At 70.9% G+C, this 15,122-nt stretch carries 14 protein-coding genes; 7 read left to right on the top strand and 7 right to left on the bottom strand.

The window, feature by feature from the left end:
• Positions 1-44: 44 nt before the first annotated feature.
• Positions 45-371, top strand: a complete 327-nt coding sequence (locus ACMGFI_RS16460) for a DUF7344 domain-containing protein (protein ID WP_436910944.1) — start codon at positions 45-47, stop codon at positions 369-371.
• Positions 372-484: 113 nt separating this feature from the next.
• On the opposite strand, the gene leuS is transcribed toward ACMGFI_RS16460, so the two are convergent.
• Positions 485-3,211, bottom strand: a complete 2,727-nt coding sequence (gene leuS / locus ACMGFI_RS16465; protein ID WP_436910946.1) for a leucine--tRNA ligase — start codon at positions 3,209-3,211, stop codon at positions 485-487.
• A 142-nt stretch (positions 3,212-3,353) separates the two neighbouring features.
• Between leuS and ACMGFI_RS16470 the strand changes: the two genes are divergently transcribed.
• Positions 3,354-4,295 carry an ABC transporter substrate-binding protein gene (locus tag ACMGFI_RS16470; RefSeq protein ID WP_436910947.1) on the top strand — a complete coding sequence of 314 codons (942 nt, stop codon included), beginning with the start codon at positions 3,354-3,356 and terminating at the stop codon, positions 4,293-4,295.
• 459 nt (positions 4,296-4,754) lie between these two features.
• Here ACMGFI_RS16470 and ACMGFI_RS16475 read toward each other — a convergent pair whose 3' ends face one another.
• Both ACMGFI_RS16475 and ubaA read right to left on the bottom strand, forming a co-directional pair.
• Positions 4,755-5,138 (bottom strand): DUF5658 family protein, encoded by a 384-nt coding sequence (locus ACMGFI_RS16475; protein WP_436910948.1) that lies wholly within the window; start codon positions 5,136-5,138, stop codon positions 4,755-4,757.
• Between the two features lie 141 nt (positions 5,139-5,279).
• The gene (gene ubaA / locus ACMGFI_RS16480; RefSeq protein WP_436910949.1) at positions 5,280-6,095 is read right to left on the bottom strand and encodes an SAMP-activating enzyme E1; all 816 of its coding nucleotides are present in this window, start codon (positions 6,093-6,095) and stop codon (positions 5,280-5,282) included.
• A gap of 119 nt (positions 6,096-6,214) precedes the next feature.
• On the opposite strand from ubaA, the gene ACMGFI_RS16485 reads away from it, so the two are divergent.
• The gene (locus tag ACMGFI_RS16485; RefSeq protein ID WP_436910950.1) at positions 6,215-6,820 is read left to right on the top strand and encodes a YIP1 family protein; all 606 of its coding nucleotides are present in this window, start codon (positions 6,215-6,217) and stop codon (positions 6,818-6,820) included.
• A 22-nt stretch (positions 6,821-6,842) separates the two neighbouring features.
• On the opposite strand, the gene ACMGFI_RS16490 is transcribed toward ACMGFI_RS16485, so the two are convergent.
• The 3 genes from ACMGFI_RS16490 to ACMGFI_RS16500 all read right to left on the bottom strand — a co-directional run bounded on the left by ACMGFI_RS16490 (position 6,843) and on the right by ACMGFI_RS16500 (position 10,705).
• Positions 6,843-8,369, bottom strand: coding sequence for a carboxypeptidase M32 (locus tag ACMGFI_RS16490; RefSeq protein ID WP_436910951.1), 1,527 nt, complete (start codon positions 8,367-8,369; stop codon positions 6,843-6,845).
• Between the two features lie 408 nt (positions 8,370-8,777).
• Positions 8,778-9,449 (bottom strand): DUF192 domain-containing protein, encoded by a 672-nt coding sequence (locus ACMGFI_RS16495; RefSeq protein WP_436910952.1) that lies wholly within the window; start codon positions 9,447-9,449, stop codon positions 8,778-8,780.
• Positions 9,450-9,499: 50 nt separating this feature from the next.
• The gene (locus ACMGFI_RS16500) at positions 9,500-10,705 is read right to left on the bottom strand and encodes a M20 family metallopeptidase (RefSeq protein WP_436910953.1); all 1,206 of its coding nucleotides are present in this window, start codon (positions 10,703-10,705) and stop codon (positions 9,500-9,502) included.
• 95 nt (positions 10,706-10,800) lie between these two features.
• Between ACMGFI_RS16500 and ACMGFI_RS16505 the strand changes: the two genes are divergently transcribed.
• Together ACMGFI_RS16505 and ACMGFI_RS16510 are read left to right on the top strand one after the other, a co-directional pair.
• Positions 10,801-11,373, top strand: coding sequence for a cysteine hydrolase family protein (locus ACMGFI_RS16505; protein ID WP_436910954.1), 573 nt, complete (start codon positions 10,801-10,803; stop codon positions 11,371-11,373).
• Positions 11,374-11,913, top strand: a complete 540-nt coding sequence (locus ACMGFI_RS16510) for a GNAT family N-acetyltransferase (protein ID WP_436910955.1) — start codon at positions 11,374-11,376, stop codon at positions 11,911-11,913.
• Between the two features lie 8 nt (positions 11,914-11,921).
• On the opposite strand, the gene ACMGFI_RS16515 is transcribed toward ACMGFI_RS16510, so the two are convergent.
• Positions 11,922-12,842: a DUF8155 domain-containing protein gene (locus tag ACMGFI_RS16515; protein WP_436910956.1), complete on the bottom strand. Its 921-nt coding sequence runs from the start codon at positions 12,840-12,842 to the stop codon at positions 11,922-11,924.
• An 87-nt stretch (positions 12,843-12,929) separates the two neighbouring features.
• Between ACMGFI_RS16515 and ACMGFI_RS16520 the strand changes: the two genes are divergently transcribed.
• Positions 12,930-13,628 (top strand): lipoate--protein ligase family protein, encoded by a 699-nt coding sequence (locus tag ACMGFI_RS16520; RefSeq protein ID WP_436910957.1) that lies wholly within the window; start codon positions 12,930-12,932, stop codon positions 13,626-13,628.
• A 79-nt stretch (positions 13,629-13,707) separates the two neighbouring features.
• Entirely contained in the window at positions 13,708-15,117 is a 1,410-nt protein-coding gene (locus ACMGFI_RS16525) for a dihydroorotase (protein ID WP_436910958.1), read from the top strand.
• Positions 15,118-15,122 lie beyond the last annotated feature (5 nt).

A 15,122-nucleotide genomic window follows, 5' to 3' on the forward strand; every position in this document is an offset into this window, starting at 1 on the left:
TAGCCACGCGACTGAATACCGTACGGGGGTATGCTCCCATACAGATGGGACGCAACCACCACGAGGCCCTCGAACCGGCCCCCGACGCGGCCGCGACGGCCGAGACCGACGAGCTGTTCGCCGTCCTCTCGAACGCAAACCGCCGGTTCGTCCTCTCGCATCTCGCCCAGCGGGAGACCCCGCCCCCCCTCGACCACGTCGCCGGCGCGCTCGCCGAGTGGAGCGACGACCTCTCCCGCGAGGACGCCCGCATCGCGCTCCACCACGTCCACCTGCCGAAGCTCGAGGAGGCCGGCCTCGTCACCTACGACGACACCGTCGAGCTGAGCGACGACGCCGACGGGTCGCTGGACCTGATCGACGACGTCTGAGTCGTCGGTAGAAACCCTCGACCGCACGCCGACCCGACGACAGCCGAGCGGCAGCCGCGTGGGTCGGCCGCGTCCCGGTCGCCGGCCGGGGACTCACGCCGGTCGCCGGCCGCTCACTCGATGTTGATCGCCGGCCGCCCGGGCGCGGCCTTCCCCGCCAGGTCGTCGTCGGCCTCACCGGCCGACTGGACGACCACCTCGGCGTCGAACTCCTCCTCGACCAGCCACGCGGCCCGCTCCAGCGCGGCCCGCTCCTCGTCGGGCGCGAGCACGTCCGAGAGGGCCTCGCGCTCGGCCTGCAGGTCCTGTGCGAAGTCTGCCGCGGCGTCGCCCTGCTCGCGGATCTCGTCGTGACCCATCAGGTCGCCGATCAGGTTGTCGGCGTCGGACTCGCGGGCGAGTTCGTGGGCGCGATGTTTCCACTCGGGGGCGACCGCGAGCGTGATCCGCTCCGGGTCCTCGATGCCGACGGTGTCGACGATATCGCGCACGTCCTCGCGGGTGTCCTCGACGAGCCGGCGGGCCACCTCGTAGTCCTCGGGGAGGTCCGCCTCGGGCCACTCGGCCTCGGCGAGCAGGCCGTCGCCGCCCAGCAGGTCCCAGACCTCCTCGGCGACGTGGGGCGCGACCGGCCCGAGCAGCTTCACGACCGTCCGCACGCCGCGCTCGACGACGGCGGGGTCGGCGTCCGACCGCTCGTGGTAGCGGCGCAGCAACGAGACCACGTCGCGGGCGGCCTGCTGCGCGTGGTTGAACCGGAAGTCCTCGAACTCCGCGGTGGCCGTGGCGACGGTCGCGGCGATCTCCCTGTCGACGTAGGCCGCGACGGGGTCCTCGTCGACGGCGCTGGCCGGGTCCGCGGCGTCACCGGCGCCCAGCCCGTCGTCGCTCTCGGCCACTTCCTCGGCCAGCCCGTAGACGTTCTGGAGGAACTGGTAGCTGGAACGGACGCCCTCGGGGCTCCAGGCGAACTCCTTCTCGGGCTGGGCGGCCTCCATGATGAACAGGCGGGCGGTGTCGGCGCCGTACTCGTCGATGATCCGCTGGGGCGAGACGCCGTTGCCCTTCGACTTGGACATCTTGTTGCCGTTCTCGCCCAGCACCATCCCCTGGTTGGTCAGGTTCGTGAACGGCTCGCGCACCCCGTCGACGAGGTCGATGTCGTCGAGCACCTTCGTGAAGAAGCGGGCGTACAGCAGGTGCATCACGGCGTGCTCGATGCCGCCGACGTAGCGGTCGACGGGCATCCAGTCGCTGGCTCGCTCGCTGTCGAAGGGGACCTCGTCGGCGTCGGGCGAGACGTACCGCAGGAAGTACCACGAGGAGTCGACGAACGTGTCCATCGTGTCCGTCTCGCGTTCGGCCGGGCCGCCGCAGTCGGGACACTCCACCTGCTTCCACTCCTCGGCGGCGTCGAGGGGGTTCCCGGTCGTGTGGACGAACTCGGGGAGTTCGACGGGCAGGTCCTCGTCGGGCACCTCGACGAAGCCACACTCCTCGCAGTGGATCATCGGGATCGGCGTGCCCCAGTAGCGCTGGCGGGAGATGCCCCAGTCGCGCAGGCGGTACTCGACGCGGTGCTCGCCGTCGAAAACCTCGACGAACTTCTCGCGGGCCTCCTGGCTCGTCAGCCCGTCGTACTCGCCGCTGTCGACCAGGACGCCGTCAGGCGTGTACGCCTCTTCCTGCACGTCCACGTCCTCGGGGTCGACCTCGGCGTCTGGTTTCGGCTCGACGACCTGCTTGATGGGAATGTCGTGTTCCTCGGCGAAGGCGTGGTCGCGCTCGTCGTGGGCCGGGACGGCGTACAGCGCGCCCGTGCCAACGTCCTCCAGCACGTAGTCTGCGACGTAGACCGGGATCTCCTCGCCGGTCGCGGGGTTGGTCGCGTACTCGCCGGTGAACACGCCGGAGGTCTCGTCGACCTCGTCCTCGTCGGCGTGTTCGACGCGCTCGACGTACTCGGCCACGTCGCCGTTCTCCTCGGCGAGTCGCTGGGCGACCTCGTGGCCCGGCGAGATGGCGAAGAAGGTCGCGCCGTGGATGGTGTCCAGCCGGGTGGTGAAGATTTCCACGGTGTCGCCGGTCGTGAGGTCGAACTCCACGCTGTCCCCTTCCTGGCGGCCGATCCAGTTGCGCTGCATCTCCCGGACGTTGTTCGGCCACCCCTCCAACTCGTCCAGGGCCGCCAGCAGTTCCTCGGCGTAGTCGGTGATCGTCAGGAACCACTGGTCCATCTCGCGGTGCTCGATGGGGGTGTCACAGCGCCAGCAGATCTCGGCGCCGCCCGGCCCCTCCTCGACCTGTTCGTCCGCGAGGACGGTCTCGCAGGAGGGACACCAGTTGAGTTCGGCGCCCTGCCGTTCGACGAGGCCTTCCTCGCGGAACCGCTTGAACAGCCACTGGTTCCAGCGGTAGTAGTCGGGCTCGCAGGTGGTGACCTCCCGCTCCCAGTCGTAGCCGAAGCCCATCGACTTCAGCTGGGTCTTCATCGAGTCGATGCAGTCCATCGTCCAGTCGCGGGGGTTGGTGTCCCGTTCGTTGGCGGCGTTCTCCGCGGGCAGGCCGAAGGAGTCCCAGCCCATCGGGTGCAGGACGCTCTCGCCGCGCATCCGCTCGAAGCGGGCGTAGGCGTCCGTGATCGTGTAGTTGCGGACGTGGCCCATGTGCAGATCGCCCGACGTGTAGGGGAACATCGCGAGGACGTACTCGGGGTCCTCGGCGTCGTCGGGGATGCGGAACACACCCTCCTCGTCCCACGTGCGCTGCCAGCGGGGCTCGATCTCCGTGTGGTCGAACCCACGCTCCCGTTCGCGTTGCTCTCCGGTCCCGGCGGTCATGCGCGTACGTCGGACAGCGACGGTGCTATACCTTTCCCTTCGCTGGGAGGGAGACACACGGTCGAGGGGGCGGGACTGTCCGCCGTCGCCCCCGCTGTGGCGGCCACCGTGGTTTTACGTCCGACGGGCCCCACCGTCCGGTATGCGCGTCGCCTCCCTCCTGCCGTCGGCCACCGAGATCTGTTACGCCCTCGGGGTCGAACCCGTCGGCGTCTCCCACGAGTGCGACTGGCCGCCCGAGGCCGAGGACCTGCCGACGCTGGACCGCTCGCGGGTCGACCCCGACCAGGACAGCGCGGCGATCAACGAACAGGTCGCACAGGCCGAGCAGGAACACGGCGGCGTCTACGAGATCGACCTCGACACCCTCGCCGAAGTCGACCCCGACGTGGTGGTCACCCAGGGCGTCTGCGACGTATGCGCCGTCGACACGCTGCTCGTCCAGGACGCCATCGCCCAGGCGGGCGTCGACGCCGAGGTGCTCACGACCGACGTGCACAGCCTCGACGACCTCTACGCCGACATCGAGCGGTTCGGCGCGGTCTTCGACCGCGAGGAGCGGGCCGCGGAACTGGTCGCGGACCTCCGGGAACGGGTCGCGGCCGTCCGCGAGCGGACGGCGGAGATCGACCCCGACGACCGGCCGAGCGTCGCCGTCTTCGACTGGCTCGACCCCGTCATGGTCGCCGGCCACTGGATGCCCGAACTCGTCGACGCGGCGGGCGGCACGTACCCCATGGCCGACACGGGCGACCGCTCGACGCCCCGGGAGTGGGCGAGCGTCCGCGAGGCTGACCCCGACGCCGTCGTCGCCGCGCCCTGCGGGTTCGGGATCGACCAGACGTTCGACAGCGTCGACGAGTTGATCGGCCGGCCGGGGTTCGAAGACCTCGAAGCCGCCGAGTCCGGCCGCGTCTACGTGATGGACGGCCACTACTTCGTCAACCGGCCCGGTCCCAGGCTGGTCGACACGCTGGAACACCTCGCCGGCCTCCTCCACCCCGACCGCTTCGACGCCCCGCCCGACGATGTGGCGCGCGAGTTGCCCGTCGACGGACCGATGCGCGAGGAACCCACGGCGTGACCGGCGAGCGAAGACGGGTCCTTCTCCACCGTGGCGCGCGCTGGAGCGCGCTTTCATGCGCGCGACCGTAGCCGCGCGAGGGATGAGCGGAGGAACGAAGTGACGGAGCGAATCGGCTGGGGAGGCTCGTGGCCCGCTGCGGTGCTGTGCGGGGCGGTCGCGGTCCTGGCGGACTGAAAGGGCGAGACGCGCTCGCGTTCATGTAGTCGTCTGAGCGACCCCTATCCGCGCGGGCGGTGCCGAGAGCGCGGATATGTCGCTCAGCGACCGCGAGCGCGCCGAGGGCTTTCATCGCCTGCTGTCAGTTGCGGTAGCGTCTCCAGCTAGCGAGCGCGTTGAGGGCTTTCAGCGTTCACCGCTGACTGCGGTACCGAATACTGCAAGCGAGACGGACGATCCGAACAGTACGAGTGACTCGAAGCGGACCGGATCAGGAACGAACACTCGGACGACGGGGACTCAGACCGCGGCGACAGCGGCCAGGCCCACGTAGACGTTCGTCAACACCACGACAGTTCCGAGCCCGATGACGCCGAGGAACCAGGCGCGCCAGCCCGGTACACGCTCGACGACCGACCGACACTCCAGCAGGACGACGCCGGCGTATAGCACGACGGCGGCCTTCAGCGCGACCACCAGTAGCGGGTGATGCACCAGCAACAGGCGGATCCAGGGGTTGGCCTCCAGCGAGGGGCCGGCGAAGGCGGCCGCGACCAGCGTCGACGCGGCGTCGCCGAAGCCCCAGATTATCACCAGCGACAGCACCAGCTCGACGTAGCCGGGCATCTCCAGGCGTATCTCCGAGAGGTCGAGCGCCTCGCCGATCGTCTCTGCCTCTGACATCGAACCCGGAGCGACGCGCGCTCCACCCGCCTCTCTCGAGTACTCGCCTATAAAACCTCTCGACAGAGTATCACCGCTGAAATTCGGAATCAGTGACGTGACCCGCGGTGTTCGCGTCGGCCGGTCGAACGCGGACTCCGCTCAGTCGGCGGGGACGGCGCAACTCTCCGAATACTCCACGTCGTCGACGGAGTCGATGGGGTCGTCGCCGCAGACCGAGCAGTCTGGGTTCGGACGGACGGCGACCTCGTCGAAGGACATCTCGGCGGCGTCGTAGACGACCATCCGGCCGTCGAGCGACTCGCCGACGCCGACGAAGTGCTTGACCGTCTCGGTCGCCTGGATGGCGCCGACCGTCCCCGGGAGCACCCCGAGAACCCCGGTCGTCGCGCAGTCGGGGACGGCGCCCTCCGGCGGCGCCTCGGGGAACAGACAGCGGTAACACGGGCCGTCGCCGGTGAAGGAGGTCACCTGCCCCTCGAATCGGTAGATGGCGCCGTGGGAGAAGGGGACGCCCGCGAGCGTGCAGTAGTCGTTGATGAGAAAGCGAGTCGGGAAGTTGTCGGAGGCGTCGACGACGAAGTCGTGGCCGTCGACCAGGTCGGCGACCGTCTCCGGCGAGACCGCCACCTCGTGGGGTTCGACGGTCACGTCGGGGTTCAGCTCGCGGACGAACTCGGCGGCGCTCTCGACCTTCGGGCGGCCCACGTCGGCGTCGCCGTGGACGACCTGGCGCTGGAGGTTCGAGCGCTCGACGGTGTCGTGGTCGGCGATCCCCAGGCGGCCGACGCCCGCGGCGGCGAGGTACTGGAGGACGGGCGAGCCGAGTCCGCCGGCGCCGACGACGAGCACCGCGGCGTCCAGCAGGTTCGCCTGCCCCTCCGGCCCCACCTCGTCCATGATGATGTGCCGGGAGTAGCGGTCGAGCTGCTCCGGGTCCAGATCCGGCCCTGCCATACCCGCGTCTACCGGGCCGAGCGGGTTAAGCGGTCCGCTCCCGGGTGCGACGCGCGCCGTGCTTCGAACCTCCTCCGGACCGACAGAAAGCTTACCAGTCGTCCGTGATACGGCCGGGTATGGCGCCCTCCACGCCGCTCGTCCGGCCCTCCGAGTACTTCGACCGCTACGACCGGCCCTCGATAGCCGTCGCCGCAGTCGTCGTCGCGGTCCAGGCGACCGCGACGGCCGCCGCGATCTGGGTGTTCCTCCAGCGCGTGATCGCCCACGTCGACGCCCCGCCCGAGGAGAAGGCGCAGGTCCGGGGCGCCGTGACCGGCGCGATCGTCGGGGTCTTCGTCGCCATCTTCGTCGGGTGGCTGCTGCTCGCCGCCCTGTTGCACCTGTTCGTGTGGTTCGCCGGCGGCCAGCGGTCGTTCGGGACCACCCTCGCCGTCACCGGCGAGGCCGAGATCGCCGGGATCGTCCTGTTGCCCGTGACCACCGTCGGACTGCTCAGCCTGCTCGGCCAGGCCCCCTCGAACCCGGAGGCGTTCGTCGACTTCTTCGAGCGGGCGGCCTCGTTCAGTTCGCCCGTCCTGCTGGTCTCTAGCCTCGTCAGCACACTCTGGAAGGCCGCGATCCAGGGCTACGGCCTCGCCGTCGCTCACGACCTCCCGGTCGGGAAGATGCTCGCGCTCGCCGTCGGCGTCGGGATCCTCGGCTTCCTGCTGAACCTGGTGTGAGCTGCGCCCTCCTGTCCGCCGCTCAGAGGCCGTAGAGGTCGCCGAACTTCCCCTCGGCGTAGTCGAGGAAGTAGTCGGCGGTGAAGCCCTCGCCGGTCGCCTCGCGCACGAGGTCGTCCGTCTCGTAGCGACAGCCGTGACGGTGGACGTTCTCGGTGAGCCACTCGTGCAGCGGGTCGAACTCGCCGGCCCGGACCTTCCCGTCCAGGTCCTCGATGGCCTCCTCGGCGCTGGCGTACAGCTGGGCGGCCAGGACGCTGCCCAGCGAGTACGTCGGGAAGTAGCCCAGCGAGCCGTGGGTCCAGTGGATGTCCTGGAGACAGCCCTCGCTGTCGGTGTCGGGCCGCACCCCGAGGTACTCCTCCATCTTGTCGTTCCACACGCCCGGCACCTCCTCGACGTCGAGGTCGCCCGAGATCAGGTCGCGCTCGATCTCGAACCGGAGGATGATGTGCATGTGGTAGGTGAGTTCGTCCGCCTCCACCCGGATCAGGTTGTCCGGGTAGATCTGGTTGGCGGCCTCGTAGAACGCCCGGGGCGAGGCGTCGACGCCCAGTTTCTCGTTCACTGTGTCGGCGAAGTCGTCCCAGAACGGCCGCGAGCGCCCGACGTGGTTCTCCCAGAGCCGCGACTGTGACTCGTGGACCGTCAGGTCACGGGACTGGCCCAGCGGCGTCCCGTAGTGCTCCCGCGGGAGGCCCTGCGTGTAGGTCGCGTGGCCGAACTCGTGGATGGTCGAGCCGATGGCGCCCATGGGGTCCTCGGGGTCGAACCGCGTCGTCACGCGGGCGTCGAACTGCGTCCCCGTCGAGAACGGGTGGGGCGCGGTGTCGAGCCGGCCGCGCTCCCAGTCGTAGCCCAGGTGGTCCAGCGCCGCCCGCACGGTCTCCTCCTGGGCGTCCTCGGGGTACTCGCCGTCGGCAAAGGGATCCGCCAGATCCGCGTCGCTGTCCTTGATGGCCTCGATCAGCGGGACGAGTTCGTCACGCAGCCGCTCCAGTACCCGCTCGGCGGTGTCCAGTCCCAGGTAGGGTTCGTACTCCTCGAACAGCACCTCGTAGGGGTCCCGGTCCGGGTCGATGGCCTCGGCGTAGTCGCGCTTGAGTTCGACCATCGTCTCCAGCGTCGGCGCGAACGAGTCGAAGTCGTCCTCGGCCTTGGCTTCCTCCCAGACCGGCAGGGCGTTCGACGCCGTCTCGGAGATCTCCGTCACGAGTTCCTCGGGCACCTCGACGGCCCGCTCGTGCTCGCGGCGGACCTCGCGGACGACCGCCCGCCGGCCGCCCGAGAGGTCGGCGTCGTCGAGTTCGTCGAGCCACTGGCCGACCCGCTCGTCGGTCAGCTTCTCGTGGGTGACCGCCGACAGCGCCGATGACTGCTTCGACCGGGCGGGCGTGCCGCCCTCGGGCATCGTCACCTGCTGGTCCCAGCCCAGCACCCCCCCGGCGTCGTTGAGGTAGGTCAGTTGCTTCACGTGCTCCTCGAAGGCCGGATAGGGCTCCGGTGCGGATTCGGACTCGGAGTCGTGGTCGGCGGATTCCGTCGTCATCGATCCACGGTTGCGGTCGACAGCGTATCAAAACACGGGTGACCGTCATCAGCCGGCTCGCTCGCGGGACCGCTCAGTGCAGGTGCCACAGGTATCGGTCAGCACAGGGGAAGGGGTTATCAGCGTGAGTAGAGATACCCCGCACTTAGAATGAGCACAACCCCCACGATGAGAGGGGCAACAACGAACAGGGGGTGCCACGGTGCACAGCCATCACAGCGAGCTTGACCAGCGATAGAGAAGTGTGTATAGAGGCCGTATCCAGCTAATACAGCACCGAGAATACCAAGTCCGCCCTGAAGAACTATCGTACGTCCAAGGTGCGTCGTAGTCGTCATAATCATCCGTTATTGAGAGTCGGTAAATACTTTCTGAGAACAGACACGAGTCGCGGTACATGCGCAGCTCTCATAGCTCGAAGCGCAACACGTCGCCGACTTCGACGCCGCGCTCGGTGGTCCACCCCTTGTTCACCTCCAGGACGTACTGGCCGCGGCCGGGGTACTCCTGGTCCTCGCCGTCCTCGTTCGGGCCGGGCTCGGGCGCGTGGTGGATCTCGGTGATCGCGCCCCCGCCGTCGGCGTAGACGATGTCGAGTCCGAAGTCCATGTCGCGCATCACGTAGGTGTGGCTCCCCACCTCGTCGTAGACGAACAGCATCCCCATGTCGGTCGGCAGCGACTCCGTGTCGCTCAGACCCTTGAATCGCAGATCACCGGTGTCGGCGACCGCAGCCGTCACCGAACCCAGCCGTTCCCCGCCGGGCGTCGTCACTCGAACGCCGGTCGTCTCGTACTCGGGGAACACGGCGTCGCGGGTCCCGGGTTGGGTCGCGGCCGGGGAAGGTGTCGCCGTGGGCGTCCGGGTCGGTGTCGCCGTCGGCGTTCCGGTGGCCGTCGCGGCGGGCGTCCCTGTCGGGGTCGGCCCGTCCTCCCCCGTCGGGGTCGCTGCGCCGTCTCCCTCCGTCGGCGTGGCCGTTCCGTCCCCGCCGTCGTCGGTCCCGCCGTCCGTCGGGGTGCCGTCGCTCAGACAGCCCGCCGCCCCGGCGGCGACCGCCGCGAGGAACGCTCGGCGTCGCATACCCGTCCTTCGAGCTGTCGACTGAAAAACACGCGGTCGGCAACCGCTGGTCAGCCGGCCCAGGATTCGGCAACGCCGCGGTAGATCCGGTAACAGCGGTCGAGGACGGACAGCGAGACGCTCTCGGTCGCGGTGTGAGCCTCCCCTGGTTCGGCGGGGCCACAGACGACGCAGGTCGTCCCCGCGTCGGCCAGCCACCCGGCGTCGGTCGCGTGGGGCTTGACCACCTGTTCGGAGAGTCCGTCGCCCGGCGCGGTCGCGTCACCGTCCGCCGTCTCTCCGTCCGGCGCCGGTTCGCCCTCCGTTTCGTGTGCATCGCGGGCCGCCGCGAGCACCGCGTCGGCGAAGGCGGCGTCGTCGCAGGCCATCGGCGGGAGGTCCTGGTCGACGGTCCAGGCGACGCCCGCTATCGCCTCCGCCCGCTCCAGGTCGGCGCGCTCGCCGGGCACCGTCCGCTCGTCGACGGTCACCTCGCAGCGCTCGGGGATGACGTTCCAGGCCGACCCGCCCTCGATCCCCGTGACCGCGACGCTGCCCGATAGCTCGTGGCCCAGCACCTCGGTGGCGGGGAACGACAGCTCTCGGACCACGTCGACGGCGTCGGTCGCGCGGTAGACGGCGTTGACGCCGGCCTCAGTCTCGCTGGCGTGGGCGGCCGTCCCCTCGGCCACCAGCGTCGACCCGCGCCGGCCCTTGTGGGCGACGGCCACGTCGGTGACCCCCGGCGCGGAGTAGCCGGTCGAGCCCTCCCCGACGACCGCGTAGTCCGGGGCGAACCCGTCGTCGATGGCCGCCCGCGCGCCGACGCCGCCGACTTCCTCACCGACGAACGAGGCGAAGACGAGTTCGAGCCCCTGCGGTGGGTCGGCATCGCGGAAGGCACACATGGCTGCCGCGACGGCCCCTTTCATGTCCGCGCTCCCCCGGCCGTACAGCCGGCGGTCGCCGTCCTCATCGCCGTCGTCGCCGTCCGCGGGTCCCTCGCGGACGACGTACTCGCCGTCTTCGACCTGTGACTCGTCCGGCGGGACCACGTCGTGGTGGCCGACCAGCGCCAGGGAGGTTTCCCCCGACCCCTTCCGGGCGATCACGTTACCGCCGCGCTCGGCGTCGCCGGCGTCGTCGCGGCGGACAGTCGCGTCGGTGTGCTCGCGCAGCCAGGCTGCGATGCGGTCGCCCGCCGCCGCCTCCGACTCGTGGCTCGGGATCGAGACGAGTTCGCGCGCGAGGTCGCGAACGTCTTCCCGTCGTTCCATGGTCGTCCCCTCGGGCGCCGTCGTCTTCAAGCCCGGCGGCCGGACGCTGCGACTCGCCAGCAGAGCTTTTGATTCGCCGGTCCCAACGACCGCTCATGCGACTCGACGCCGACAGCGCGGCGGTCGTCGTGGTGGACATGCAGAACGGCTTCTGCCACCCCGACGGCAGCCTCTACGCACCGGGCAGCGAGGCGGCCATCGAGCCCGTGGGCGAGGCGGTCGCGAAGGCCCGCGAGGCGGGCGCCGCGGTCGTCTGGACCCGCGACGTACACCCGCCCGAGCAGTTCGAGGACGCCCACTACTACGACGAGTTCGACCGCTGGGGCGAACACGTCCTCGAAGGCTCCTGGGAGGCCGAGATCGTCGAGGAACTCGACCCCCGCGACGAGGACCTGGTCGTGGTGAAACACACCTACGACGCCTTCTACGAGACGCAACTGGAGGGGTGGCTGGACGCCCACGACATCGACGACCTGGTGATCTGCGGGACGCTGGCGAACGTCTGCGTCCTGCACACGGCTTCCAGCGCCGGCCTCCGGGACTACCGGCCCGTCCTGGTGGAGGACGCGGTCGGTTGCACCGAGGAGGACCACCGCGAGTACGCGCTGGAGCACGCTGATTTCCTGTTCGGCGAGGTGACGCCGCTGGCCGACATCGAGTTCATCTGAATGGGCGGGGACATCGACAGCGACACCGCGCCCGGACGACTCCGCCGGTACGAACCCCGGGACCGGGAGGCCGTCTGGCGGCTCCACCGGACGGCGCTCCGGGCGGCCGGCTCGAACCCCGAGGACGTGCCGAACAGCGACGACATCCGCGACATCGAGGGGAACTACCTCGACGCGGGCGGGGAGTTCCTCGTGGTCGAGGTTGGTGGACAGAGCTCCGCTGGGGGCGACGCCGACGGCGAGGTCGTCGCGATGGGCGGGCTCGCCGGCGAGGGCGAGGAGATCCCCGAGGGGGCGGGCGAACTCCTGCGGATCGCGGTCGACCCGGCTCGCCAGCGCGAGGGCTACGGCGGCCGGATCGTCGCGGGCCTGGAGGACGCGGCCCGCGAGCGCGGGCTCGACCGGGTCTTCCTCTGGACCGCCCAGCGCCAGCGGTCGGCCGTCCGGTTCTACCGGGCGCGGGGCTACGAGGGCACCGACCACCGGACCGAGGGGGAGTACGAACTCCTCCGGTTCGAGAAGGGGCTCGGCTCCGAGTGACGGGTCCGTCACGGCTCGCCCGACGCGATCTCCACGGTCACGTCCGCGCCGACCGACAGGTCGATCCCCTCGCCGACGAGTTTGACGCCCGCGTGGTCGTGGCCGAGCGCGAGCGCGATCCCCCGGACCGGCTCGCCGTTCGCCAGCACCGTCGGGCCGGTCCAGGTCACGTCCCGACCGTCGGCCGAGCCGACGCGCTCGCCGCAGAGGAACACGTCGGTGGTATCGCCACGCCCGGCCTCGTCGGTCGTGTCGCGAGCACCGAGCAGTCCGCCGGAGTCGTAGTGGGGGAGACCGCCGTCCAGAACCCCGAGCGGTTCGCCCCCGGCGTCGGTCGCGGCGAGTCCGGCGAAGCGCTCGCCGGGCGCCGGGTGGGCGGGCCGGTCGAGGACGGCGTAGGTCTCCCCGGCGGCGACGACGGTCCCGGTCCCGTCCCACGGCAGCGCGTCGACTGCCACGTCGTTCCCGAGTGCCAGCGGGAGCGACCCCGCGGCGCGGTGGTGGTCCGCGCCGTGCTCGCGGAAGCCGAGGTGGAGGTGGTTGGCGACCCACGGCGCGAAGAAGCCGGCGCGGACCAGCCGGCCCAGCGAGTCACCCACCGCGACGGAGTCGCCCGCCGACACCGCAGGTTCGACGTGCAGGAGTCGAGCGACTCGGGCGCCGGTGTCGACGAGGATCAGGTGGTCATCGTCGGCCGCGTAGGGCTGGGAGGGCGCCCGCACGGTCCGCGTCTCGACAACCTCGCCGGCCACGGGCGAGGGCGCGTCGACGGCGGGGCCGTCCTCGGGATTCGGCCGGCGGGTGTCGCCGTCGGCGTCGCCGGGATAGAGGTCGACAGCGCAGCCGCGGTCGTGAGCGGCGAAGGGGGAATTGTAGAGCGTGACCCGCCGGAAGGGCGCGAGCGACCCGGCGGACAGCGTGACGGGCATCGGCGGGTGTTAGGTCAGCGACCACATTACGCTCTCGCTCCGGGAGCCGACCGCCGCGGTTTTCGCGGTCGCGCGCTAACTGCCGCCATGCGCGTCTACCGCGGCCGCGCCGACACTATCGAGGCCGACCGCGCGGTCTCGGAGCGGCTGGTCGAACGGGTCGCCGACGAGCGCGAACCCGCCGTCCGGGTCTGGCGACCCCACCGGCAGGTCGCGTTCGGTCGCCGCGACGTCCGCGCGGAGGGATACGACGAGGCCCGCGCGGTCGCGGAGGAGCGCGGCTTCCCGGCAGTCGAGCGCGAGGTGGGCGGCCGCGCCGTCGCCTACACCGGGTCGACGGTCGCGTTCGCGCGGGTGCGGCCGGCCGCGGACCCGCGCTCTGGGCTGACCGAGCGCTACGACGCGGCGACGGCCGACCTGCTCGACGCCCTCGACTCGCTGGGCGTCGACGCCCGCGAGGGCGAACCCGCCGACTCCTTTTGCCCGGGAACCCACTCGGTCCAGGCCGACTGCGGCGGTCGGGCGCGGAAACTCGCCGGCCTGGCCCAGCGGGTGCGCGCCGACGCGGCCGTCGTCGCGGGCGTGCTCCTCGTTCGCGACCACGCGGAGATAGCGGCGGTGCTCGACCCCGTCTACGCGGCGCTCGACGTGTCCTTCGACCTGGGGACCGTCGGGAGCGTCACGCGGGCGGGGGGCGAGGCCGACCCGGACGCGGTCGTCGGGGCAGTCGAGCGGGCGCTGGTCGGGGGCGAGCCGGCCCCGGCGTCGGTAGAACGGGTCGACTGAGCCCGCTCCCCGTCGAATACGTGCCAGCGAGGTTGCAGGAAACCGCGGGACTTAGGGTACCGGACGTTCGAGGTGGGGTATGCTGTTCCGGAACGCGACGCTCGCGGACGGCCGCCGGCGGGACGTCCGCGTGTCGGGCGAGACGGTCGCCGCGGTCGGGGAGGATTTGGGCGGCCGGGAGGGCGAGCGGACGGTCGACGCGACCGGCAAGCGCCTGCTCCCGGGGATGATCGACGTCCACGTCCACTTCCGCGAGCCCGGCGACTCGCACAAGGAGGACTGGACGACGGGCTCGCACAGCGCCGCCGCCGGGGGCGTGACGACCGTCGTCGACCAGCCCAACACCTCGCCGCCGACCGTCGACGGCGCCGCCTTCGACGAGAAGGCCGACCTCGCTGCCGACTCGCTTGTCGACTTCGGCCTCAACGGCGGCGTCACCGCCGACTGGGACCCCGACTCGCTGCTCGACCGCGACCTCTTCGCCCTCGGCGAGGTGTTCCTCGCCGACTCGACCGGCAACATGGGCATCGAGGAACCCCTGTTCCTCGACGCGCTCGCGGAGGCGGACGCCCGCGACGTGACCGTCACCGTCCACGCCGAGGACGCGAGCCTGTTCAACGTCTCCGCGAAGGAGCGGGACGACGCCGACGCCTGGAGCGCCTACCGCACCGCCCGCGCCGAGGCCGCCGCCGTCGAGCGGGCCTGCGATGTCGCCGCCGAGCGCGGCACCACGATCCACGTCGCACACACCTCCACGCCGAAGGGCATCGACACCGCGAAGGAGACGGGCATGACATGCGAGGTCACTCCCCACCACATGTACCTCTCCCGCGACGACCTGCGCGAGCTGGGCACCCACGGGCGGATGAACCCGCCGCTGCGCCGCGAGAAGCGCCGCCAGCGCGTCTACGACCGCGTCGTCGACGGCACCGTCGACGTGATCGCGACCGACCACGCCCCCCACACCGCCGCGGAGAAGGACGCCGACATCTGGGACGCTCCGTCGGGTGTCCCCGGCGTCGAGACTGCCCTCCCGCTCCTGCTGGCCGACGCCCGCACCGGCGACCTGACCTACGAGCGCGTCCGTGACCTGACCGCCGCCAACCCCGCCGACGTGTTCGACCTGCCCTCGAAGGGCCGGGTCGCGGAGGGGATGGACGCCGACCTCGTGCTGGTCGACCCCGGGAAGACCCACCCGATCCGCGCCGACCGTCTGCACACGAAGTGCGACTGGACGCCCTTCGAGGGCCGCGAAGCCGTCTTCCCCGAGCTGACGCTCGTGCGGGGCACCGTCGTCTACGAGCGCGAACCCGACGACCGCCCCGGCGGGTCGAGCGAGACGTTCGGCGACGCGGTCGGGCGTAACGTCCGGAGCGCCGGCGGGTCCACCGGCGACGACGGGGGCCCGGCCACGCGTAGCGGCGAGAGCGAATCGATTGCCGACCTGGCAGCCGAGGTCGTCGAGGAGCGTCCCGACGACGAGCGCTGACCGCT

The sequence above is a fragment of the Halosimplex marinum genome (assembly GCF_051414075.1).
GTDB classification, from domain to species: Archaea; Halobacteriota; Halobacteria; order Halobacteriales; family Haloarculaceae; genus Halosimplex; species Halosimplex marinum.